The sequence below is a fragment of the Caulobacter sp. Root343 genome, assembly GCF_001425745.1.
Taxonomy (GTDB): domain Bacteria; phylum Pseudomonadota; class Alphaproteobacteria; order Caulobacterales; family Caulobacteraceae; genus Caulobacter.
The window spans coordinates 63,260-86,437 of sequence record NZ_LMDF01000005.1 but is presented as its reverse complement, the minus strand read 5'-3'; the positions used below and the strand labels follow the sequence as shown (position 1 = coordinate 86,437).

22 protein-coding genes are annotated in these 23,178 nt (G+C 68.5%); 13 read left to right on the top strand and 9 right to left on the bottom strand.

Features of this window, described 5'->3' with window-relative positions:
• Positions 1-192: 192 nt before the first annotated feature.
• The 5 genes from fliQ (at position 193) to ASC70_RS04440 (ending at position 6,236) form a co-directional block, all read left to right on the top strand.
• Entirely contained in the window at positions 193-456 is a 264-nt protein-coding gene (gene fliQ, locus ASC70_RS04460; protein ID WP_047407179.1) for a flagellar biosynthesis protein FliQ, read from the top strand.
• Positions 457-474: 18 nt separating this feature from the next.
• Positions 475-1,230: a flagellar biosynthetic protein FliR gene (gene fliR, locus ASC70_RS04455; protein ID WP_056046837.1), complete on the top strand. Its 756-nt coding sequence runs from the start codon at positions 475-477 to the stop codon at positions 1,228-1,230.
• A 9-nt stretch (positions 1,231-1,239) separates the two neighbouring features.
• Positions 1,240-2,337, top strand: coding sequence for a flagellar biosynthesis protein FlhB (flhB, locus tag ASC70_RS04450; protein WP_056046835.1), 1,098 nt, complete (start codon positions 1,240-1,242; stop codon positions 2,335-2,337).
• Between the two features lie 103 nt (positions 2,338-2,440).
• Complete coding sequence (gene cckA, locus ASC70_RS04445) at positions 2,441-4,516, top strand: cell cycle histidine kinase CckA (RefSeq protein ID WP_056046832.1); 2,076 nt, start codon at positions 2,441-2,443, stop codon at positions 4,514-4,516.
• Between the two features lie 160 nt (positions 4,517-4,676).
• Positions 4,677-6,236: a DUF5605 domain-containing protein gene (locus ASC70_RS04440; RefSeq protein ID WP_056046830.1), complete on the top strand. Its 1,560-nt coding sequence runs from the start codon at positions 4,677-4,679 to the stop codon at positions 6,234-6,236.
• On the opposite strand, the gene ASC70_RS04435 is transcribed toward ASC70_RS04440, so the two are convergent.
• From ASC70_RS04435 to ASC70_RS04425, 3 genes are all read right to left on the bottom strand, one after another.
• On the bottom strand, positions 6,233-6,751 hold the full coding sequence (locus ASC70_RS04435) for a DUF4199 domain-containing protein (RefSeq protein WP_056046828.1): 519 nt from the start codon (positions 6,749-6,751) through the stop codon (positions 6,233-6,235). The genes ASC70_RS04440 and ASC70_RS04435 overlap by 4 nt on opposite strands.
• Before the next feature lie 121 nt (positions 6,752-6,872).
• Positions 6,873-7,286 (bottom strand): response regulator transcription factor, encoded by a 414-nt coding sequence (locus ASC70_RS04430; RefSeq protein WP_056046826.1) that lies wholly within the window; start codon positions 7,284-7,286, stop codon positions 6,873-6,875.
• 41 nt (positions 7,287-7,327) lie between these two features.
• Positions 7,328-7,717: a hypothetical protein gene (locus tag ASC70_RS04425; RefSeq protein WP_082539880.1), complete on the bottom strand. Its 390-nt coding sequence runs from the start codon at positions 7,715-7,717 to the stop codon at positions 7,328-7,330.
• A 66-nt stretch (positions 7,718-7,783) separates the two neighbouring features.
• Between ASC70_RS04425 and ASC70_RS04420 the strand changes: the two genes are divergently transcribed.
• On the top strand, positions 7,784-8,395 hold the full coding sequence (locus tag ASC70_RS04420) for a TetR/AcrR family transcriptional regulator (RefSeq protein ID WP_056046822.1): 612 nt from the start codon (positions 7,784-7,786) through the stop codon (positions 8,393-8,395).
• A gap of 89 nt (positions 8,396-8,484) precedes the next feature.
• On the top strand, positions 8,485-9,201 hold the full coding sequence (locus ASC70_RS04415) for a hypothetical protein (RefSeq protein WP_056046820.1): 717 nt from the start codon (positions 8,485-8,487) through the stop codon (positions 9,199-9,201).
• Positions 9,202-9,206: 5 nt separating this feature from the next.
• On the opposite strand, the gene ASC70_RS04410 is transcribed toward ASC70_RS04415, so the two are convergent.
• Together ASC70_RS04410 and ASC70_RS04405 are read right to left on the bottom strand one after the other, a co-directional pair.
• Positions 9,207-9,530, bottom strand: coding sequence for a hypothetical protein (locus tag ASC70_RS04410; protein ID WP_056046818.1), 324 nt, complete (start codon positions 9,528-9,530; stop codon positions 9,207-9,209).
• A gap of 50 nt (positions 9,531-9,580) precedes the next feature.
• A complete protein-coding gene (locus tag ASC70_RS04405; RefSeq protein ID WP_056046816.1) occupies positions 9,581-10,777 on the bottom strand; it encodes an MFS transporter in 1,197 nt (398 codons plus the stop codon).
• A gap of 127 nt (positions 10,778-10,904) precedes the next feature.
• Here ASC70_RS04405 and ASC70_RS04400 point away from each other — a divergent pair, with 127 nt between their 5' ends.
• Positions 10,905-11,510 carry a TetR/AcrR family transcriptional regulator gene (locus ASC70_RS04400; protein ID WP_056046814.1) on the top strand — a complete coding sequence of 202 codons (606 nt, stop codon included), beginning with the start codon at positions 10,905-10,907 and terminating at the stop codon, positions 11,508-11,510.
• An 11-nt stretch (positions 11,511-11,521) separates the two neighbouring features.
• Here the strand turns inward: ASC70_RS04400 and ASC70_RS04395 are convergent, their stop codons facing one another.
• A complete protein-coding gene (locus ASC70_RS04395) occupies positions 11,522-12,043 on the bottom strand; it encodes a GNAT family N-acetyltransferase (protein WP_056046812.1) in 522 nt (173 codons plus the stop codon).
• A 64-nt stretch (positions 12,044-12,107) separates the two neighbouring features.
• On the opposite strand from ASC70_RS04395, the gene ASC70_RS04390 reads away from it, so the two are divergent.
• Positions 12,108-12,485, top strand: coding sequence for a nuclear transport factor 2 family protein (locus tag ASC70_RS04390; protein ID WP_056046810.1), 378 nt, complete (start codon positions 12,108-12,110; stop codon positions 12,483-12,485).
• 125 nt (positions 12,486-12,610) lie between these two features.
• Positions 12,611-14,434: a DUF885 family protein gene (locus ASC70_RS04385; protein ID WP_056046808.1), complete on the top strand. Its 1,824-nt coding sequence runs from the start codon at positions 12,611-12,613 to the stop codon at positions 14,432-14,434.
• 165 nt (positions 14,435-14,599) lie between these two features.
• Here the strand turns inward: ASC70_RS04385 and ASC70_RS04380 are convergent, their stop codons facing one another.
• Complete coding sequence (locus tag ASC70_RS04380) at positions 14,600-16,207, bottom strand: EAL domain-containing protein (RefSeq protein WP_082539881.1); 1,608 nt, start codon at positions 16,205-16,207, stop codon at positions 14,600-14,602.
• A gap of 248 nt (positions 16,208-16,455) precedes the next feature.
• On the opposite strand from ASC70_RS04380, the gene recA reads away from it, so the two are divergent.
• The gene (recA, locus tag ASC70_RS04375) at positions 16,456-17,526 is read left to right on the top strand and encodes a recombinase RecA (protein ID WP_047405018.1); all 1,071 of its coding nucleotides are present in this window, start codon (positions 16,456-16,458) and stop codon (positions 17,524-17,526) included.
• A gap of 419 nt (positions 17,527-17,945) precedes the next feature.
• Positions 17,946-20,588 (top strand): alanine--tRNA ligase, encoded by a 2,643-nt coding sequence (gene alaS / locus ASC70_RS04370; protein ID WP_056046805.1) that lies wholly within the window; start codon positions 17,946-17,948, stop codon positions 20,586-20,588.
• Positions 20,589-20,809: 221 nt separating this feature from the next.
• Here alaS and ASC70_RS24785 read toward each other — a convergent pair whose 3' ends face one another.
• Both ASC70_RS24785 and ASC70_RS04360 read right to left on the bottom strand, forming a co-directional pair.
• Positions 20,810-21,454: a hypothetical protein gene (locus tag ASC70_RS24785; RefSeq protein WP_156396117.1), complete on the bottom strand. Its 645-nt coding sequence runs from the start codon at positions 21,452-21,454 to the stop codon at positions 20,810-20,812.
• A gap of 129 nt (positions 21,455-21,583) precedes the next feature.
• The gene (locus ASC70_RS04360) at positions 21,584-22,282 is read right to left on the bottom strand and encodes a CPBP family intramembrane glutamic endopeptidase (protein ID WP_156396116.1); all 699 of its coding nucleotides are present in this window, start codon (positions 22,280-22,282) and stop codon (positions 21,584-21,586) included.
• A gap of 145 nt (positions 22,283-22,427) precedes the next feature.
• Here ASC70_RS04360 and ASC70_RS04355 point away from each other — a divergent pair, with 145 nt between their 5' ends.
• Positions 22,428-23,075, top strand: a complete 648-nt coding sequence (locus ASC70_RS04355; protein ID WP_056046799.1) for a TetR/AcrR family transcriptional regulator — start codon at positions 22,428-22,430, stop codon at positions 23,073-23,075.
• The last annotated feature ends 103 nt before the right edge of the window (positions 23,076-23,178 follow it).

Sequence of the window (23,178 nt, the reverse complement as noted above, 5' to 3'; positions counted from 1 at the left end):
CCCTCACCCGACCCGCTTCGCGGGCCACCCTCTCCCGCAAGGGGGGAGGGAAGGAGCGATTGAGACAGAGCGTCGCGCCCCCGGTTTCCTACCGTCCGGGTAACAACCCCTAACGCCCTGTTAACCATATTCGCCCCATCTTCCAGCCTCGAATCCAAGCGGCCAGTACGGCCGATTCCGACGAGGCTTTGCATGACGGGCGCCGAGGTTCTTGATGTCGGCCGCGACGCGATCTGGCTGACGCTTCAGCTCTGCGCGCCGTGCCTGATCGTCGGCCTGGTCGTCGGTGTCGCCATCGGCCTGTTCCAGGCCCTGACCCAGATCCAGGAACAGACCCTGGTCTACGCGCCCAAGATCGTGTCGATCTTCGTCGCGCTGCTGATCTTCCTGCCGCTGATGGGCTCGTTGATGAGCCAGTTCATGCGCCAGATCGCCGCTCGCATCGCCGGCATGTAGGGAAGGCAAGGGGCCCTTTTGAACTCCTTCGCCACCAACTTTCAGGTCTATGTCGCCGCGCTCGTCTTCGCGCGGGTGGGCGCCATGGTCATGACCATGCCGGGCATCGGCGAGCAGTCGGTGCCGCCGCGCATCCGCCTGTCGTTCGCCCTGCTGTTGGCCCTGCTGCTGGGCCCGCTGGTCCAGAGCGGCGTGCCGCCGATTCCGACCACCCTCGGCGGCCTGGTCGGCGCGGTGATCCACGAGATCCTGATCGGCCTGATGATCGGCTCGGTGCTGCGGCTGTTCATGTTGTCGCTGACCACGGCCGGCGAGATCATCTCGATGCAGACCACCCTGTCGTTCGCCCAGAGCACCAACCCGTCGATGCAGGGCTCCAGCACGGCGGTGGCCAGCTTCCTGTCGATGCTGGGCCTGACCCTGGTGATGGCCACGGGCCTGCATCACCTGTTCATCGGCGCGATCGTCAAGTCCTATACCCTGTTCCCGTTCACCCGCGCCGTGCCGATCAACGACGCCGTCACCCTGGCGGTGCGGACGGTGGCGCAGTCGTTCACCCTGGGCGTCCAGCTGGCCGCGCCGGTGATCGTGTTCTCTCTGGTCTTCAACCTCGCCACGGGCCTGGTCGGCCGGGTCATGCCCGCCTTCCAGATCTTCTTCGTGGCCTCGCCGCTCAGCGTGATCCTGGGCCTGTCCCTGCTGGCCCTGTCGCTCGGCGGCATCGCCATGGTCTGGACCGACCGCTACCGCGAACTCCTCGAAGTGTTCAGCTAGGGGACGGGCATGGCTGACGATACGGATCCCGAGTCGAAAACAGAAGAACCGTCAGCCAAGAAGCTGTCGGACGCCCGCGCCAAGGGCGACGTCGTCAAGAGCGCGGACATCTCGCAGTTGGCCTCGCTGACCGGCGCGGTGTCGGTGATCCTGATCGCCGGCGGCTGGATGACCCGCGACCTGGCCTCCGCCCTGGTTCCGTTCATCGCCCACGCCGGCACTACCGACCTGTCCAGCGGCGGGGCCATGGTGGTGATGAAGCGGGCGACCATGGCCGCCCTGCCGCCGCTGGTGCTGGTGATGGTGGTCAGCGCCGTGATGGGCGTGATCGCCAATGTCGCCCAGACCGGCTTCATGCTGACGCCCGACAAGCTGAAGCCCGACTTCAGCAAGCTGGACGTGATGAAGGGCCTGGGCCGCATCTTCGGCATGGACGGCTTTATCCAGTTCGCCAAGTCGATCGTGAAGATCGGCGTCACGGCCCTGATCGCCTGGATGGTGCTGAAGCCCAATGTCGGCGAGGTCCGCAACCTGGTCGGCATGGACGTGGCGGCGATGATCCCGGAGGCGATGAAGCTCGCCAAGAAGCTGCTGATCATGGTGATCATCTTCCTGGTCGCCACCGCCGCCTTCGACTGGTTCATCCAGCGTCAGCGGTTCATGAACCGCATGCGCATGACCCTCCAGGAGGTCAAGGAAGAGTACAAGCAGTCGGACGGCGACCCGCACATCAAGGGCAAGCGCCGCCAGATCCAGATGCAGCGCTCGCGCCAGCGGATGATGCAGGCCGTGCCCAAGGCGACCGTGGTCGTCATGAACCCAACCCACTACGCCGTGGCGCTGAAATACGACGCCGGCGAAACGCCCGCGCCGCTGTGCGTGGCCAAGGGCATGGACGAGCTGGCCCTGAAGATCCGCGCCATCGCCGAGGAGCACGGCGTGCCGGTGCTGGAGGATCCGCCCCTGGCCCGCGCCCTCTACGCCAGCGTCGAGATCGACGAGGAAATCCCCGTCGAACACTTCGAGGCCGTCGCCAAGGTGATCAGCTTCATCATGAACGGCAAGAAGCCCCAATCACGCCAAGGACCCCGCGCGCGTCCGCTCTAGAGCCTGTCCGCAACAAATCTGACCTACCGCTCGGGAAAGGCTATCCTTTCTCCGATTGCGGGTGAGTCGCAGCCTCACCGTAGCGAAGGTAAGCATCCCGCCCATGGCCGATTTCCAGCTTCAGGACAAAGCTTCGACCGGCGCGCCGCGCCGGCGCTTCGATCCGTGGCTGGCGGGCGCGGCGGTGTTCTTCGTGGCGGCGGCGGCGTTTTCGGCCGCTCCGGCGCTGAAGGCGGGACCCACCACCCTGGCCGGCCTGCTGCTGCTGCTAGGCGTAGCGGGCGTCTCGATCCTGGGCCTGGTGGCCATCCGGGGCTCGGCCGCCGGCGGTAACGACGCCGACCAGGCCGAGGGCTTCATCGACGCGCTCAGCGAGCCGGCCGCCCTGGCCGCCGCCGACGGTCGCGTGCTGGCCGCCAATCCAGCCTGGCGCGCGGCGATGGGCGAGCAGCGCCGCCTGCCCAAGGGCGTGGCGGGCTCCAGCCTGTTCGCGGCGCTAGTCCAGGCCCGCAAGGGCGAGATGGCCGAGGGCCTGCTGCGCGCCGGCGATCTCGACCATACGGCCCGGGTCTCGCGCCTGGCCGGCGGGCGCCTGCTGATCCGCCTGACCCCGATCGTCGTCGCCGAGCCGGTCGCCGAGACGGCCGCCCCGGTCCCCGTGGCCGAGCGCGCGGCGCCGCCGCCCACCACGCTGGACGCCTTCGCCGGCGCCTCGCCGTTCGGCGCGGCCCTGCTGGAGGGCGTCGAGCCCTTCAAGTCGCGGATCCTGGAAAACAATCCCGCCCTGACCACCATGACCGGCGCGAAGGCCGGCGTGATGTTCGGCGACCTGATCGACGCCGCCTCGCGCGCCGAGGCCGAGACCCGTCTCAGCGAAGGCCGCGCCGGCCCGTTCGAGGTGCGCCTGGCCCGCGACCAGACGCGCATCGTCCATCTCTATCTCTACCGCGCCGAAGGCCGCGTCGTGGCCTACATGATCGACGTGTCCGAGCAGAAGCAGATGGAACTGCAGCTGGCTCAGGCCCAGAAGATGCAGGCCATCGGCCAACTGGCCGGCGGCGTGGCCCACGACTTCAACAACCTGCTGACCGCCATCCAGCTGCGCCTGGACGAGCTGCTGCACCGTCACCCGGTCGGCGACCCGTCGTACGAAGGCCTCAACGAGATCCGCCAGACAGGCGTGCGCGCCGCCGACCTGGTCCGCAAGCTGCTGGCCTTCTCGCGCAAGCAGACCGTTCAGCGCGAAGTGCTGGACCTGGGCGAACTGATCTCCGAGTTCGAGGTCCTGCTGCGCCGCCTGCTGCGCGAAGACGTCAAGCTGATCACCGACTACGGCCGCGACCTGCCGCGCGTGCGAGCCGACAAGAGCCAGCTCGAGACGGCGGTCATGAACCTGGCCGTCAACGCCCGCGACGCCGTGCGCGCGGCCAAGGGCGGCGGCATCGTGCGCATCCGCACCGCCCGCCTGACCCGCGACGAAGCCATCGGTCTGGGCTTCCCGGCCGCCGAAAGCGACGTCGCCTTCATCGAAGTCAGCGATGACGGTCCCGGCATCCCGCCGGACGTGATGGGCAAGATCTTCGACCCGTTCTTCACCACCAAGCCGGTGGGCGAGGGGACGGGCCTGGGCCTGGCCACGGTCTACGGCATCGTCAAGCAGAGCGACGGCTGGATCCACGTCCACAGCCGCCCGGGCGAGGGCGCGGCCTTCCGGATCTTCCTGCCGATCTATGACGCCCCGGCCGGTGTCGTGGCCGCCCAGGCCACCGCCGAGCCGGTCAAGCCGCGCGCCGCCCGCGACCTGTCGGGCGCCGGCCGCATCCTGTTCGTCGAGGACGAGGACGCCGTCCGCAGCGTCGCCGCCCGCCTGCTGCGCGCCCGTGGCTACGAGGTGCTGGAGGCCGCCGACGGCGAGGAGGCGCTGCTCATCGCCGAGGAGCACGCCGGCACGATCGACCTGCTGATCAGCGACGTGATCATGCCCGGCATCGATGGCCCGACCCTGCTGAAGAAGGCGCGCGGCTATCTGGGCAACGCGCCGGTGATGTTCATCTCCGGCTATGCCGAGGCCGAGTTCAGCGACCTGCTGGAAGGCGAGACGGGCGTGACCTTCCTGGCCAAGCCGATCGACATCAAGACCCTGGCCGAGCGGGTCAAGCAGCAGCTGCAGGCGGCTTAGACGTTGTAGCTGCTCCCCCTTTGGGGGAGCTGTCGCGGAGCGATTGAGGGGGCTGCTCTGCATAGGCCGAGCTGCCCCCTCCGACCTTCCGGGCCACCGCCCCCAGAAGGGGAGGATCGGGAGGATTGTGAATCACCGCTTCGCCTGCGCTACTCCCGCCATGCGCTCCTTACCGCTAACGCGCCGCGAAGCCGCCGGGCTGGGCCTGGCCTTCCTCGCCGCGCCCGCCGCTCAAGCCCAGAAGGGCGCCGCCGAACCGACCGTCGCGCGCTGGGGCGTCCATGAAATCGTCCTGAAGGGGCCGAGCGTCGGCGAGCCGTTCGACGTCGCGCTGTCGGCCGTCTTCACCGACGGCAAGGCGTCGCTGACCGTCCGGGGCTTCTACGACGGCGACGGGACATACCGCCTCCGCTTCAGCCCACCGACCGAAGGCCTCTGGCGCTGGCGGACCGTCAGTCCCGTCGCGGCGCTGAACGGCAAGACCGGGGCGGTCACCGCGCTCGCGCCGCGCCCTGGCGACCACGGCCCGCTGCGGGTCGCCGGCGGCTATCACTTCGCCCATGCCGACGGGACGCCTTTCCGGCAGGTCGGCACCACCGCCTATGCCTGGGCCCAGCAGAGCGACGCCCTCTGCGACCAGACCCTGGCGACACTGAAGGCTTCGCCGTTCAACAAGGTGCGGATGTGCGTCTTCCCGAACGTGGCGGCCGAGCCGATCTTCCCGTTCGAAAAACGCGGAGATGGCTGGGACCTCGATCGCCTGAACCCGGCCTATTTCCGCCGGCTGGAGGACCGCGTCCGGCGCCTGGGCGCGCTGGGCATCCAGGCCGACCTGATCCTGTTCCACCCCTATGACGACAAGAGCGGCTGGCACGCCATGACCGCCGCCCGCGACGACCGCTATGTCCGCTACATGGTCGCGCGGTTCGCCGCCTTCTCGAATGTCTGGTGGTCGCTCGCCAACGAGTGGGACCTGGTCAAGGCCAAGACCGCCGCCGACTTCGAGCGGATCGGCCAGCTGATCCGGCGCGACGATCCCTACCGCCGCCTCTGCTCGATCCACAACTGGCGGGAGCTCTACGACAACGGCCGGCCGTGGATCAGCCACGCCAGCATCCAGAACGGCGCGGCGGTGCTGGACGACACCCGGGCCGAGCTGCTGCGCAGCGTCTGGAAGAAGCCGGTGATCTATGACGAGGTCCGCTACGAGGGCGACATCGACAAGCGCTGGGGCGACCTGACGCCCGAGGGCATGGTCGAACGCTTCTGGCACGGCCTGGTGGCCGGGACCTATGTCGGCCACGGCGAGATCTACAAAGGCGACGACGGCTGGACCGCCAAGGGCGGCAGGCTGCACGGCCAGAGCACGCCGCGCCTGGCCTTCCTGAAGGCGGTGATGGAGGCGGGGCCCACACCCGGCTTCGAGCCGATCGACAAGTGGTGGGACCAGCACCTGGGCGGCGCGGCGGGGTCGTACTACCTGCGCTATTTCGGCGAGGCGGCGCTGACGCAATGGGCGGTGTCCTTGCCCAAGGATGGGCTGACGGGCGGCGAGCGGTTCCGGGTCGAGGTGCTGGACACCTGGGCCATGACCGTGACGCCGATCGACGGCGCGTTCGTTATGGCCAAGCAGGACGCCTACTTCCTGCACGACCCGAACCGGCCGACCGTGGCGCTGCCCGGCCGGCCGTGGATGGCGGTGCGGGTGACGCGGGTCTAGACCCGCGCCGGCAGGAACCTCGGATTGCGCAGCAGGGCGGCGCTGACCAGGGCGACCAGCAGGCCGACCGGGAAGATCTCGGCGAAGGTCATCGGCATCCGGTACAGCGGGTTGGCGTAGTTACGCTTCATCTCGGCCATCTCCGCCGCCAGCTTGGCGTAGGCCGCGCCTGACAGGCCTTCCGCCTGCTTGGCGGCCAGGATGTGGGCCGTGTACTCGTCCATGAAGCGGTAGTGGGTGATGGCCAGATAGCCCTCCCAGATCAGCACGTAGGCGATCCCGGCCACCAGGGCGACGGCCAGGCCGATCAGGAAGGCCGGCCAGAACTTGATGACGCCGCCCAGCACCTTGTCGCGATGCGATTTCACCGCCAGCAGGATCGAGGACAGCCCGACCAGCATGATCAGATAGCCCAGCCACAGGCTGTGCTGGGCCGAAAGGACGATGGTGGCGATCATGCCCAGAATGATGATCGCGCCCGAGATCAGGCCGTAGGTCAGGATAGTGCGTTGCATGGTGTTCCTCCTTCGCGCCGCCCCCTGCGACGCGTCCCCAGGCTTGCCGTCCTCATCACTGGAACGGTATCGCCCGAAAGGGTGAGTTCGACAGTTTCGCCCTATCGACGCCCGGTCAAGCTCAGGGGATCAGCGCCAGCTCGCGGGCCTTGCCGATCGCCTGGGTGCGGCGGCCGACCTCCAGCTTGCCATAGAGGTTGGCGACGTGGGTCTTCACCGTATTGGGCGAGAGGCCGAGGTCGCGGGCGATCTCCTTGTTGGAGCGGCCCGCGGCCAGGCGCTCCAGCACCTTCACTTCCTGGCCGGTCAGGCCCAGGGCGGCGAGGGCGGCGTCGTTCCGCTGGAAGGTCTCGGGACGGCCGCGCGCCGCCAGCTTCCAGCCGACCCACACGCCGCCGGCGGCGAAGGCGACGCCGATCAGGCCGGCATAGATCCGCCAAGGGAAGACGCGCAGCAGGAACTGCTGCTCCAACCACTGCAGGACGAAGGCGCCCAAGGCCAGGACGAGCGCCCAGAGAAGGACGGTGCGGATCATGCCCCGAAAGGTGCGCGATCCGCGGCCATCGTCAATCGGCCTCAGACGTAACGGGCGATCGCCATGCAGACGATGGTGATCATCAGCAGCCCGGCCGAGAGACGGTAGGGGACCGCGACGGCCGGCGCGGTTCCGGCTTGGTCCGCCGCGCGCAGGCCGCGTCCCACGCCCACCGCCTGGACGGCGAGGGCGACGAGGGCGGCCAGGGCGCCGGTCGCCAGCACGGCCTCGCTCGTCCCGAAACCGCCGCGATGCAGCAAGCCCCACAGTGCGCCGCCGGTCAGCACCGAGACTCCCGCCGCGCCCATCTGCGGCCGGAACAGCCGTGGCGCCTCGGTCCCGCCGACCCGGGCCATGACGAAGGTCGATCCCGCCCAGAACACGGACGAGAGCACATGAAGCGCAATGACGATGATCAACAGCAATGGCATCGGCTAGACTCCCGGTTCGACGGCGCGTGGCGACGCGCTCATATTGGATATACAGATTGTATAGAGATGGTTGAGGCAGGCGGAACGTCAAGGTCCTATGCGAGCGCCAAGCGAGAGGCGAAGGCGGCGGAGACCCGCGCGCGGCTGGTCGCGGCCGCCGCCGGCCTGCTGCGCGAGCCCGGCGGCGCGGCCCTGTCGCTGGAGGCCGTGGCGGCGGCGGCGGGGGTGACGCGGCTGACCGTCTACAACCAGTTCGGCTCGCGGCGCGGCCTGCTGGAGGCGGTGCTCGACGAGGTGGCCAGCGCCGGTGGGCTCCTGGCCATCGCCGAGGCCATGGCGCTGGCCGATCCTCGCGAGACCCTGACCCGGATGGTGACGGTGTTCTGCGGGTTCTGGAGCTCGAACGCGGGCCTTACGGGGCTCTACGCGGCGGCCGGCGCCGATCCGGAACTGGCCCAGAGCCTGGCCGCCCGCAATGCGCGGCGGCGCGAGTTGCTGGCCGTGCTGGTCAAGCGCCACGGCGGCCGTGACCCGGCGGCCCAGCGCGACGTCGTCGACCTGCTGTTCGCCCTGACCGGCTTTCCGATGTTCCAGTCGCTGAGGGTCGACGACCGTCCGCCCGAAGCCGTGGCGGCGCTGCTGGCCCCGCTGTGCGACCGGGTGCTGACCGGCGACTAGAATTCCGCCTGATGAAATGATCGGCCGAAGACTTCGAAATTCCCGAGCGCGATGCAGCCGATAGGGTCGGGCGACACGGAGACGCCGCCATGCTCGACACGCCCGCCGCCTGCGAGGCCTTGCCGCAAGCGATCGCGACCTATGCGGAAGCTTTCCGCCGCGGCGACGGTCCGGCGATCGCCGACCGCGTCCAGCCCTCGACCGTCGTCTACGCGATCGCCGGCGGCGCCGTCGCCGGCCAGACACGGGCGGCGTGGAAGGCGCGACCGGCCCGGGCCGCGCCGGATCTCGCGACCGAGGTGGTCAGCGAGGGGCCTCGCACGGCGATCGTGACGGGCCGCTGGACCGAGGCCGGGACCGCGCGGCGGGACTATACGCTGTGGGCTCGGCTGGCGTGTCGCTGGCGGATCGTCGGCCGGGTGGTCGGCGCCGATCAACCCCGCGACGCCGCCGCCGAGGGGGTGCGGGCGACGGTGGACCTGAAGCTGCGCGCCGACGCCGCCTGGAGCCCCGAGGACCTCGCCGCCGCCGTCGATCCGCGCGCCCTGGTGATCACCCTCGAGGACGAGGAGATGGTCGCGGCCTCGGTGGCCGACTGGCAGGCCCGCTACGCCGAACGGGCGCGGACGCGCTTTCCCGCCGGAAACACGGTGCTGTCGCGGGCGGAGGAGGGACGCGGCGACCTCGGCGCGGCGACCTGGACGTTTCGCGCGGTGACCGGCGGGACCTATGCCGACCGCGCCCTGCTGCTCCGCACCGCCGAGGGCTGGCGGATGCTGGCCCTGCTCTGGGTCCGGGAGGACTAGCCCAGCTAGGTTTGGCCCAGCCGAGCCTTGGCCTCGGGCGTGGCGACCTGGTCGAACAGGATCTTCAGGTGCTGGTCCTTGGCGTGGTCGTTGTGCAGCTCCCACGATAGCGAGATGGGCAGGCGCAGGCGGCCGCCGTCGGGCAATCGGGCGATCAGCACACGCCAGGAAAAGCCCTCGCCAGCATCGCCCAGCGGATCCTTGAACTCGACCGGCGCCGGATCGCGCAGGCGGAACAGGCGCTCGGGGTGCGCCTCGAACCAGGCGCGATCGGCCTCGGCGGTGGGATCTTTGGGGGCGACGAGCTTGGCGGTGACTTTGCGGACCATGGGCGCGTCCTAGCACCGGACGCGCCGACTTCCCACTAGGCCAGGCGCCATTAGGCCAACCGCTCGCGACCCTCGCCCAAGATCCGCTGACCCAGGGCGACGATGGCCAGGGCCGCGCTGGCCATGACGATCGACACCCAGAAGCCGCTGCGCGCGCCGAAGGTGTCGACCACCCAGCCGGCCACGAAGGCGCCCAGGGCCATGCCGATGCCGATCCCGGTCATCACCCAGGTGACGCCTTCGGTCAGCACCTCGGGCGGCACGCGCCGCTCGACCAGCCCGAAGGCGGTGATGAAGGTCGGCGAGATGGCCACCCCGCTCAGGAAGATCGCCGCGGCCAGGGCCGGTACGCTGCCGGCCAGCAGCAGGGGCAGGGTGGTGACCAGCAGCACGGCCAGGGCCACCAGCAGCTGGCGGTGCAGGGGCGCGCGCAGATTCAGGGCCCCGACGATCAGCCCGACCACGAACGAGCCGATCGCGTAGACGCCGATCACCAGGCTGGCCGCGCCGGGCTGGCCCAGGTCCTTGGTCAGGGCCACGGTGCTGACCTCGGCGGTGGCGAAGATCGCGCCGACGAAGACCAGGGCGGCGGTGACGATCTGCACGGCCGGCAGCCGGATCGCCGACCTGTGCGGCGCGCCGGTCTCGTTGGCCGTGACCTTGGGCTCGGTCGCTCGTTGCAGCACGAAGGCGGTCATGCCGGCCGCCAGGAACAGGGTGGAGACCAGCACGCCCGCCTCGGGGAACAGGCCCACGCTCAGGCCGACCGACAGCGAGGCACCGGCGATATACACGAGCTCGTCGGCGGCGGATTCGAAGGCGAAGGCGGTGTTCAGCTCGGGCTTGTCGCGGAACACCTCGGTCCAGCGGGCCCGCACCATGGCCGGCATGCTGGGCATGGTCGCGGCGACGAAGGCGGCGGCGAACAGCGTCCAGCTCGGCCAGTTCAGCCGCGTGGCCAGCATCAGGGCCGCGAAGGCGAGGACAGCGATGATCGTGGTCGGGACCAGCAGCCGGCTCTGGCCGTGGCGGTCCACCAGCCGCGAGATCTGCGGCGCGGCGATGGCGTTGGTCAGGGTGAACACCCCCGCCACAGCGCCAGCCAGCCAGTAGCCGCCCTCCGTCTGGGACAGCATGGTGACGATGCCGATCGGGGCCATGGCGATCGGCAGGCGGGCCACGAAGCCGGCGGCGGCGAATCCCTTGGTCCCCGGCGCCCGGAAGATCTCGCGGTAGGGGTTGGACATCGGTCTGACCTTTCGGCGCTGGCGACGCATGCTCTGACGACATACATACGTCTCGTATGCCAATCGAGGTGGTGACATACGCCGCGTATGTCAACTACGCTGCCCGCACTTTTCGCCGGAGGATTTCATGTCGCGCAGGTCGCGTCCCGAGATGATCGCCGAGACCCGCGCTAAGCTGATCGCCGCGGCGCGCAAGGCCTTTGGCGACAGGGGTTATGCCGAGGCCTCGATGGACGACCTGACGGCCGAGGCCGGCCTGACGCGTGGCGCGCTCTATCACCACTTCGGCGACAAGAAGGGCCTGCTGGAGGCGGTGGTCCTGGAGATCGACGCGGAGATGGCCGAGCGGCTGACCAAGATCGCCGCCGCCGCCCCGACCCGCTGGCTGGGCCTGGTCCAGGAGAACGTCGGCTATATCGAGATGGCGCTGGAGCCGGACATCCAGAGGATCATGCTGCGCGACGCTCCGGCCATCCTGGGCGACCCGTCCGGCTGGCCCAGCGCCGACGGCTGCATCGCCACCATCCGCGCCAATCTGGAGCACCTGCAGGCCGAGGGCGTGGTGCGGGACGACATCGACCCCGACGCTGCCGCGCGCCTGGTCTGCGGGGCCTCCACCGACGCGGCCCTGTGGATCGCCAACGCCGACGATCCGGAAGCGGCGGCGCTGAAGGCGGTCCCGGCGTTCAAGGCGCTGCTGGACGGGCTGTTGCGGCGGCCGGAGGCCGGCTAGGGGCGTAAGCCCTAGACCCGCCGCTCCATCACCACGATCGGCGCGCCCTTGTAGGTGGCGTGGGTCTTCAGGGTGAAGCCGACCTTGGTGGCCAGCGCGATCGACGGGGTGTTCTCGACGTCGATGATGCAGGGCACCACCGGCGGGGTCAGGGCTTCGTCGATCCAGGCCAGGCCCGCGCGGACCGCTTCGGTGCCGAAGCCGTGGCCGTGCGCCCACGCCGCCAGCACCCAGCCCATCTCGGGCAGGCCGTAGAGGCTGGGCTCGAGGTCACGGCGCAGGTCGCCGAAGCCGACCTCGCCGACATAGCGCCCCGTCGAGGTCTCGCGCACCGCCCAATAGCCGTAGCCCAGCACTTCCCACAGGCCCCGGGCCCGCATCAGCCGGGTCCAGCTTTCCTCCTCGGTGAAGGGCCGGCCGCCAACGTGGCGGATCACCAGCGGGTCGGCCCACATGGCGCGGCTGTCCTCGAAATCGGCGCGCGTCGGCGGGTTCATCGTCAGGCGGGCGGTGGTCAGGGTCGGAGCGCTCATGACGACTCGGGTTTGCGGCGGACGGGCGGGGCAAGCTACACGGGCTGGCCGAGCAGGGAAGATCATGACGAAGCCCGAAGACGCCATCGCCGCCCGCCGCAAGCTGACCAACAAGCTGATCGCCGCCAAGGACGCCGCGCGCCTGCGGCCGTTCTTCGACCCGCGGATCACGCTGATCGCCGGCGACGGTTCGCTGCTGCTGGGGGCCGAGGACGTGCTGGCCGCCTTCGCCGGGCAGTTCGCCGAGAAGGGCTTCGTCGCCTATGTCCGCACGACCGAGGACATCGCGCTGAACGCCGAAGGGACCCGCGCCGCCGAACGCGGCCGCTGGGTCGGCTCGTGGACCGACGCGCCGGAACAGTCGGGGACCTATCTGGCCACCTGGAAGAAGGTCACCGGCCAATGGGTGATCGAGAACGAGCTGTTCGTGACCTTGGCCTAGCCAAAGACAGCTGGGGCCTAGCCAAAGACAGCTGGATTTCGTCGCATGACTCGGAATTAATTTCGCCAACTCGGGTGACGGCCTTACGCCTTCGTCCTCCGTTTTGGCTCCTGGGAGGGAAAGCCTTGCTCAATCGCCGCCATATGATGTTCGCCACCGCCGCCGCGGGTTTCGCCGCCGCGGGCGGTCTGCCCTCGCTGGCCCTGGCCCGCGAAGGCGAGGTCGCCAAGCTGAACGCCCTGTTCGACGAGATCATGGCCAAGCAGCTGCGCCAGTCGCCCGAGACGGCGACCGGCCTCGGCCTCGACAGCGGCGACCTGGCCTGGACCAAGAGCCTGCTGACCGACCGCTCGTTCGCCGCCGTCGAGGCCGGCAAGGTCGAGACCGCCCGCCAGCTGGCCGCCTTGCACAGCATCGACCGCCGGGCCTTCAAGGGCATGGACGCGGCCAACTACGACACCGTCGAGTTCGTGCTGGCCGTCCAGGACGAGGGCAACAAGAAGTTCACCTACGGCGGCGGCGGTTCGGGCGCGCCCTACGTGCTCAGCCAGCTGACCGGCTCGTATCAGCAGATGCCGGACTTCCTGGACACCCAGCACAGCATCGAGACCAAGACCGACGCCGACGCCTATCTGACGCGGATGGAGGGCTTCGCCCGTCTGATGGACCAGGAGACGGCCCTGGCCAAGCAGGACATGGCCGACGGCGTGATCCCGCCCGACTTCATCATCGACAAGACCCTGATCCAGATGAAGGCCTTCGCCGACACGCCCACGGCCGACGCGCCGCTGGTCAAGTCGATCGCCCGCCGGACCAAGGAAAAGAACATCGCCGGCGACTGGGCGGGCGAGGCCTCGAAGGTCTACGAGAACTCGGTCCTGCCGGCCCTGAAGCGCCAGATCGCGCTGATGGAGAGCGTCCGCGGCAAGGCCGTGCACGACGCCGGCTGCTGGCGCCTGAAGGACGGCGGCGACTACTACGCCGTGTCGTTGAAGAACTACACGACCTCGACCATGACCCCCGACGAGATCCACCAGCTGGGCCTCGACCTGGTGAAGTCGATCTCGGTCGAGGCCGACAAGCTGTTCAAGAGCATCGGCATGGCCAAGGGCAGCGTCGGCGAGCGCATGGCCGAGCTGGGCAAGGACGTCTACGACAATACCGACGCGGCCAAGGAACAGCTGATCAAGGACCTGAACGTCAAGGCGGCCTGGATCCAGAAGCAGCTGCCCGCCTATTTCGGGGTCCTGCCCAAGGCCTCGCTGGAGATCCGCCGCGTGCCCAAGGCCATCGAGGCCGGCGCGCCGGGCGGCTACTACAACTCGCCGTCGCTGGATGGAAAGCGCCCGGGCATCTACTGGATCAACCTGCGTGACACCAAGGAACAGGCCAAGTTCACCCTAACTACCCTGACGGTCCACGAGGGCGTCCCGGGCCACCACCTGCAGCTGTCGATCTCGAACGAGGCCAAGGGCCTGCCGATGATCCGCAAGGTCATCGGCTTCTCGGGCTACACCGAGGGCTGGGCGCTCTATGCCGAGCAGCTGGCCGTCGAGATGGGCATCTACAAGACCGACCCGCGCGGTCACCTGGGCATGCTGCACGACGCCCTGTTCCGCGCCGTCCGCCTCGTGGTCGACACCGGCATGCACTACAAGAAATGGAGCCGCGAGCAGGCCATCAAGTACATGGCCGAGACCATGGGCGACGAGGAGAGCGGCGCGACCACCGAGATCGAGCGCTACGTCGTGTGGCCGGGCCAGGCCTGCAGCTACATGATCGGCAAGATCACCTGGCTGCGGGCTCGCGCCAAGGCCCAGAAGGCCCTGGGCAAGAAGTTCGACATCCGCGAGTTCCATGACGCGGGCCTGCTCTCGGGCATGACCCCGCTGACGGCGCTGGAGCGGGTGATCGACGACTACATCGTCGGCAAGGGCGGCAAGGCCTGAGTTAGCGGATACAAAAAAGTGTTTCTCCTCCCCCCCTCTGGGGGAGGGGGACCGGCGAACGCCGGTGGAGGGGCCAGCCGCAAGCTCGGCGCGCTTCGCGACCCCCTCCGTCTCGGCGCGTATTCGCGCCGATCCACCTCCCCCTAATGGGGAGGAGAGATCCGTTTACCCCCAGCTCTCCGAAGCCCCCGCTCGGCGGGCCACGGGTTTGACCGGCGGGCCGGGCCGCAGGGCGGGGCCGGGCTTGTCGGCCGGTTTGCCGTAGAGCCAGCCCTGGGCGAAGTCGACGCCGGCCTGGCGGACGATTTCCTCGACCTCGATGGTTTCGACCATTTCGGCCACCGTGCGAATCTTCAGATCGCGGCACAGCTCCACGAGCCGCCGCACCAGCGCCCCGTCGCGGCCGTTGTCGGCCAGCTCGCGGACATAGCGGCCGTCGATCTTGACGATGTCCAGCTGCAATTGCTGCAGATAGGCGAACGACGAAGAGCCCGCGCCGAAATCGTCCAGACAGACCAGCGAGCCCATCGCCCGCAAGCTCTGGATATGCTGGTTGGCGACGGCCAGGTTGTCGATCGCGCAGGTCTCGGTGATCTCGAAGATCAGCCGGCCCTTGGCCTCGTCGTGCTTGGCCAGCAGCCGGGCGACATGGTCGACGAAGGTCTCGTTGCCGATCGTGCGGCCCGAGACGTTGACCGCCAGCCTCAGCTTGCCGTCGGGATCGTTGGCCAGCTTCTTGACCACCTGCTCGACGATCGCGTGGTCCAGCTCCTCGATCAGGTCGAATTCCTCGGCCATGCGGATCAGGGCGAAGGGGCTGCCGCCATCTTCGAAGCGGACAAGCGCCTCGTGGTGATGGGCCAGCCCCGTCGTCAGCGACACCACCGGCTGGTAGGCCAGGGTGAAGCGCCGCTGGCTGACCGCCACGCCCAGCGCGCCGGCGCGGGCCAGGGTCCGCTTGACGGAGCGGTTCATCGCCTCCGACAGCGTCATCGGCGGCATGTCCTTCAGGCCCTCGCGCAGGAAGTCGTCGAGGGCGTAGCGCAGGGCCCGCATGGCGCGCGCCGAACTGGCGCCGCCTTCCAGCGGCACGACATGGGCGCTGGCCTCGGCGGCGACCATGCGGGTCAGGCGCTTGATCATGTTCTCGGGCCGGTCGTCCTTGGCCCGCAGCAGGGCGAAGCGGTCGGACGACAGGCGGGTGGCGGCCGAACCGCCGTGCGACTCGGCGCGGATGGCGCTGGCGACGCGGATGTCCAGGGCGGCGGCCTCGCCGGGTGTCAGGCCTTCGCGCATGGCTCCGAGGCCGGCGAACTCGACCATGGCCAGTTCAAGCTCCAGGCCGGTGACGCGGGCGGCCTCGAACAGGCCCCTGGCGATGTCGTCGAACGACTCGCGCGGCGGCAGGCGGCCGGCGGGCAGGGACGGGCCCGTGGGCTGGGCGGCGGTGGCGGCGCACGAGACGCGGCCGTCGTTCTCCGGCAGGGCGCGCAGGATGATGCGGACGTGGCGCTCCTCCTGGCCGGCCAGGCGCAGCACCACGGGCCCGCGCCGCACGCCGTCGTCGGCGCAGCTCACCATGGCGTCCATCAGCGATCGATCGTCGGGATGGAACAGGTCGGACCAGGCCTGGCCCATCAGGCCCGCCTCGTTCAGGCCCATGACCTTCTGGGCCGCGCCCAGCGCCAGGCGCACGCGGCCGCTCTGCAGCTCAACGAGAAGGTCGGCGCTGGCGAACGCCAGGCCGAGAAGGCGACGCGGATCGATCGACAAGATGGTGTCCCCCAAGACGCGGCCACGCTGGCACGAACGGGCTTAAGGAGCAGTTGCGGGGCGCGCCGATATCGGCCCGTGCCTCGCGGCTTTTTGGCCTACGACAAAAACGGTCGTTTCTGGGGGTGAGAACATCTTGCGAACTTAGAACAAAGCATGTACGCCTAAACATGTTCACAGGTCGTTGGGACGCGGCGCGGGAAGCGCCGATCGGACGGCCGGAATCATGGGATAGAGGGCGGACAACAATGACCAGTCAGGCGGCTTTGAAACTCGTGGGCAAGGATGAAGGCGACAAGCAACGCGCGCTAGAGGCGGCTCTCGCCCAGATCGACCGCGCGTTCGGCAAGGGCTCGGTGATGAAGCTGGGCGAAAAGGGCAAGGTCGAGATGGAGTCGGTTTCCACCGGTTCGCTCGGCCTGGACATCGCTCTCGGCATCGGCGGCCTGCCCAAGGGCCGGATCATCGAGATCTATGGTCCGGAAAGCTCGGGCAAGACGACCCTGGCCCTGCACGTGGTGGCCGAGGTCCAGAAGGCCGGCGGCACCGCCGCCTTCGTCGACGCCGAGCACGCCCTGGATCCGGGCTATGCGTTCAAGCTGGGCGTCAATCTCGACCACCTGCTGGTGTCGCAGCCCGACAACGGCGAACAGGCCCTGGAGATCACCGACACTCTGGTGCGCTCGGGCGCCGTCGACATCGTGGTGATCGACTCGGTCGCCGCCCTGACGCCGAAGGCCGAAATCGAAGGCGAGATGGGCGATAGCCTGCCGGGCCTGCAAGCCCGTCTGATGAGCCAGGCGTTGCGCAAGCTGACCGCCTCGATCAACAAGGCCAACACCATCGTCATCTTCATCAACCAGATCCGTCACAAGATCGGCGTGATGTATGGCAGCCCGGAAACCACCACGGGCGGCAACGCGCTGAAGTTCTACGCCTCGGTGCGTCTGGACATCCGCCGCACCGGCTCGGTGAAGGTTCGGGACGAGATCATCGGCAACAACGTCCGCGTGAAGGTGGTCAAGAACAAGGTGGCTCCGCCGTTCCGCGAGGTCGAGTTCGACATCATGTACGGCGAGGGCATCTCCAAGCTGGGCGAAGTCATCGACCTGGGCGTCAAGGCCGGGATCATCGACAAGGCCGGCTCGTGGTTCTCGTACGGTAGCCAACGCATCGGCCAGGGCCGTGACAATGTCCGCGAGTTCCTGAAGGGCAATCCCGACGTGGCCAAGGACATCGAGGCCGCCGTCCGCAAGTCGTCGCAGAAGATCGAGGAAGAGCTCCTGGTCGGCGGCCCCGAGGACGGCGAAGAGGAATAGTCCTCTTCAAAGGGTTTCGCGGCCTTCGCCCGACCACGGGGCGTTCCCCGCCTTCAACACGCCCGCGGCCGGACCGCCGCGGGGGCCGCGATTTCAGGCCGCCTGGACCCCATGCCAGGCGGCCTACTCTTTTGTGGGGTCTTACTCGTGGGGGGCGAGGCCGAAGGGGCGGGAAGGCGTGAACCGACCCTGTCATCCCGGCCGAAGCGAAGCGGAGAGCCGGGACCGCCGGAAGCGCCGCGCTCGTGGCGATCCGGATCGACCTTCAGGCCGTCCGGGATGACAGCAGAGTAGCGCCCGCCGCCCTTTTCCTCCCCATCCCGGGCCCCCATCTGCGAGTCGGTTTCCCCTTCGCGAAAAACCGCGCTATGCAGCGCCCGACTTCCGGCCCTTCGCCGGCGCCTAGACTTGAGACGCTCATGCCCAGCCTGAACGAGATCCGCAGCACCTTCCTCGACTACTTCGGCAAGGCCGACCACGCCGTGACGCCGTCGGCGCCGCTGGTGCCGCAGAACGATCCGACCCTGCTGTTCGTCAATGCCGGCATGGTGCCGTTCAAGAACGTCTTCACCGGCGCCGAGACCCCGCCGCATCCGCGCGCGGCCAGCTCGCAGAAGTGCGTCCGCGCCGGCGGCAAGCACAACGACCTGGACAATGTCGGCTACACGGCGCGTCACCACACCTTCTTCGAGATGCTGGGCAACTTCTCGTTCGGCGACTATTTCAAGGAACAGGCGATACACCACGCCTGGACCCTGCTGACCCGCGACTTCGCCCTGCCCAAGGACAAGCTGCTGGTCACGGTCTACCACACCGACGACGAGGCGGCGGACCTGTGGAAGAAGATCGCCGGCTTGTCGGACGACCGGATCATCCGCATCCCGACCAGCGACAACTTCTGGTCCATGGGGGACACCGGCCCGTGCGGCCCGTGCTCGGAAATCTTCTTCGACCACGGCCCCCATATCGCTGGCGGCCCTCCGGGCAGCCCCGACGAGGACGGCGATCGTTTCATCGAGATCTGGAACCTCGTCTTCATGCAGTTCGAGCAGCTGGCCGGCGGCGAGCGCGTCTCGCTGCCCAAGCCCTCGATCGACACCGGCATGGGCCTGGAGCGCGTCGCGGCCGTGCTGCAGGGCGTGCATAACAACTACGACGTCGACCTGTTCAAGGCGCTGATCGCCGCCAGCGTCGAGCTGACCGGCGTCAAGGCCGAAGGAGCCGAGGCCCCGTCGCACCGGGTGATCGCCGACCACCTGCGTTCGTCCTCGTTCCTGCTGGCTGATGGCGTGACGCCGTCGAACGAAGGCCGCGGCTACGTGCTGCGCCGGATCATGCGCCGGGCCATGCGCCACGCCTATCTGCTGGGCGCCAATGAGCCCCTGATGCACCGCCTGGCCCCGACCCTGGTGGCCGAGATGGGCCAGGCCTATCCGGAACTGCGCCGCGCCGAGGCCTCGATCGTCGAGACCCTGCGCCAGGAGGAAGAGCGCTTCCGCGTCACCCTGGGCCGCGGCATGGGTCTGCTGGACGAGGCGACCGCCAACCTGTCGGAAGGCGGCGTGCTGGACGGCGACACCGCCTTCAAGCTCTACGACACCTACGGCTTCCCGCTGGACCTGACCCAGGACGCCGTGCGCGCCAAGGGCCTGACCGTCGATACCGACGCCTTCGACGCGGCCATGGAAAAGCAGCGCCAGATGGCGCGCGCCAACTGGGCCGGTTCGGGCCAGCAGGCCGGCGCGGCCGCCTGGTTCGCGATCAAGGAAAAGGCCGGCGCCACCGCCTTCGTCGGCTATGAGAACACCGAGACCACGGGCGTCGTGAAGGCGATCGTCGACGGCGGCGTCGAGGTCGAGTCGGCCCGCGCTGGCCAGACCGTCGAGGTGCTGCTGGACCGCACCAGCTTCTACGCCGAGAGCGGCGGCCAGGCCGGCGACACCGGCGTGATCGAGGCCAACGGCCGCGAGAACCGGGTGATCGACACCCAGAAGCAGGCCGGCGAGCTGCACGTGCACCGCGTCGAGCTGTCGGGCGACCTCAAGGTCGGTGACCAGGTCGTGGCCTCGGTCGACGCCGAGCGCCGCCACACCACCCGCTCCAACCACTCGGCCGCCCACCTGGTGCACGCCGCCCTGCACCATGTGCTGGGCCCGCACGTCGCCCAGAAGGGCCAGCTGGTCGACGGCGAGCGCATGCGCTTCGACTTCAGCCACGGCGGCCCGCTGACGGCCGAGGAGCTCGACCGCATCGAGGCCGAGGTCAATGCGGTGATCCGCCAGAACGTCCCGGCCGAGACCAAGGAAATGGCCCCGCAGGAGGCCATCGAGGCCGGCGCCGTGGCCCTGTTCGGCGAGAAGTACGGCGACAGCGTCCGGGTGCTGACCCTGGGCAAGGCGCTGAACGACGAGGCCAAGGCCTATTCGGTCGAGCTGTGCGGCGGCACTCACGTGGCCCGCACCGGCGACATCGCCCTGTTCAAGATCGTCTCGGAGCAGGGCGTCGCCGCCGGCGTCCGCCGCATCGAGGCCCTGACCGGCGAGGCGGCTCGCCGCTTCCTGCTGGACCAGGCCGGCGTCGCCAAGGCTTTGGCCGACCAGTTCAAGACCCCCGTCGCCGAGGTCCTGTCGCGCGTCGACGCCCTGGTCGCCGAACGTAAGAAGCTCGAGAAGGAACTGGCCGAGGCCAAGAAGCAGCTGGCTCTGGGCGGCGGCGGCGCGGCCTCGGGTCCCGAGGACGTCAATGGCGTGGCCCTGATCGCCCGCGTCCTGGACGGCGTCGGCGGCAAGGAGCTGCGCGGCGTGGCCGAGGAGTTCAAGAAGCAGCTGACCTCGGGCGTCGTGGCCCTGGTCGGCACGTCGGACGGCAAGGCCGCCGTCACCGTGGCCGTCACCGCCGACCTGACGGGCAAGTTCAGCGCCGCCGAGCTGGCCAAGGCCGCCGTGCTGGCTATGGGCGGCCAGGGCGCGGGCGGCAAGGCCGACTTCGCCCAGGGCGGCGCCCCGGACGACAGCAAGGCCCAGGAAGGCCTGGCGGCGGTCAAGGCGGCGCTGGCCGGCTGAGCTGGACGCCGGGTCTTGGAATGACGAGGGGACGCCGAAGGGCGTCCCCTTTTCACATCCGAAATGGCCGGAGCGTCGCTACCGACAATGTCCGCGAACGATCCCAGTTGGACTCTTCACGCATCCGGTGATGCGCGGCTGGTCTACCGTCTGTCGGTGGGGAGCAGACGCGACGCCATGCTGTTAGGCTCGGTTAAGCTCACTGCGGCCATGTTGAGAGCTCAGGCGCCACGTCCGCTGAACCGGTGGGATATGGCTAGCCTGAAGGCGCGGGCCACGACCGCAAAAGCGATGAGGCCGACCACCAATGCCCTGGCGCCGACCTCGACGGAGAGTGCGATGATGTAGCTCAGCGGGGGACGGCGAGCGGCGGCCTGGGCGGCGGGCGTGCGGACCTCGGCAGTCCCGCGCCGGGAAAAGCGCTGCTCTGCAACCCGTATGACTTTGCAAGCGGCCCACATTGGACAAGCGACCAGAAGGGCGTTCGGCCCGTTGTCGATCCAATAATAGTGCAGCGGCGGGTGACTTGCGACGGGCGGTTCAAACAGGCCAAAGCGGTTGGGATCGGAGAAGGGGCGACTCGCGACACACGCCCGCGCGATATAGTCGCCGCCGGTCCATCTAACCGGCTCGCACCCTTTGGGCGCGTCGAAGGCTCCGATGTCATAGGCGGCCCCAGGGTTGAGATCCCAAGGCGACTTTTCCAGCCAACTTAGATCAGTCAATTGCCAATAGAATATCGCGCTGCTGAGTATGACGAGCAGCAACAATCCAACCGAATAAAAAAAAGAAGCAAGAACGCCGGACGTCGCTTGTTCCGGGGCGCGGCGCGGAGCGGCAGGGGCGCGACGGCCAAAGGTGTTCATTGAGGCATCTTCGCCTCCAAATCGTAACTATTACACTTCGGATCAATCGTAACGGTTGATTTTGAGGAGAAAGCACGAGCCGTAAGAAGGGCGGAGCGCCGAGCTCCGCTTTCCACCCTGAGCGGAACTTCAGCCGAGCGTCTTGGAGACGACGGCGGCCTTAAGCGTCTTTGACGGGCGCAATACATAGGCGACCTGCAGGTTGACCAGGGCATGCAGCAGGATACTCGGCAGGAGGGCGCCGCTCAGCGCGAACACCAGGCCAAAGCCCAAACCCGAGATCGCCGTGCCGACCACGCCCTTGGCGCCCTGATAGGCGTGGTTCAAGCCGAATACCGCGCTTGAGAGGACCAGAGCGGCGAGCATGCCGAACTGCGGTGGGCCTTGAACGAGGAAACGTATCATGAAGCCTCGGAACAGGATCTCTTCGCAAAAGCCCGCCGTCAGGCTCAGCACGGCGAAGACGGCGCACTCCAACCCGGTGTTCGGCAAGATTCCAGGAAACGCCGCCCCCTGCTTGCGGATGGCCGCCGCATAGGCGCCGCGCCAGCGCTCGCCTCTCAGACTTTGCAGCAGAGGCCACAGGCCCAGAACGAAGTAGCCGGCCACGAGGGCGCCTATCGCCGGTTCCGTTATCTGACGCGCGGGAAGCCATGTCGCCGGGCTGGCGGGAACCGCCAAGGCCGGCCAGCCGCGGATCGAGATGGCGGCCAAGGTCGGCGCCCAAAGCATCACCATGGTCCCGCCATAGGCGAGGAGCTTGTGGCGCGTGGACAGCGCTCTTCCGAAAATCCTTCGTTCGATCGGACTGGTTACGACGCCGGCCATGGCGATGACGACGGAGAGAGCGACGACGGCGCCTGAAGATTCCAAGTGAGCCTCGAAAATATGAATGCGAATTTGCTTTCACATTTTTCAAGGTGTAGTGCAAGCCTCGAGGCGGCGCCGCCTGGAAGCCGGAAACAGGAACCGCATGATCTCGAGCTCCGTACCGCCAAAGCAGGCGCGCAGTCGGGAAACCATGGAACGCCTTTTGGCCGCGACCCTCGCCCTTCTGGAGGAGGGGGGGCTCGCGGCCGTGACCATGCCCGAGGTCGCCGCACGGGCGGGTGTGGCGACGGGGAGCGTCTACCGTCGGTTCACCGACAAGGACGCGCTGCTGCGCGCGGCCTTCCTGAAGTTGCTGAAAGCCTCTCACGAGGCGAACCAGGCGGGACTTTCACCGGAACGACTTTCGGGATTGACCCTGGACATCGCGCTCGGCGCGGTCGCGCGCGCGCTAGTCGCCCAGTACAACGGGCGCGCCAAGCTCCTGAGGGCCTTGGATCAATACCTTGAGGCGCAGAGCGGCACGGACTTTTCAGAGCGCGCCCTCGACCTGATCGAAGCCAACCTGCGCCTCCTGGTGGGCGCGCTGGCTCCGTTCGGCGACAGCATCGACGCGGCGGATCCAGAACGGGCCATCACCTTCGCCCTCTTGAGCGGCGTGACGATCGTCGAAGCGCACAAGCTCTATAACCCGTTGCTCTGGCGACGCATGTTGCCGCTGGACGACAAAGGCCTCGCCGAGGAGACCACCCGTGCGATGGCGGCGTATCTGGCCCAGACCCCGCGGGCTTGATGTCCGCGCGAACGGCAGCCGACCACCCATAGCTGACGCGCCGCATCGGCCTAGATTTTGACCACCAGCAAGTGTTCGTCTTGGCGGTCCATCGCCCGCGCGT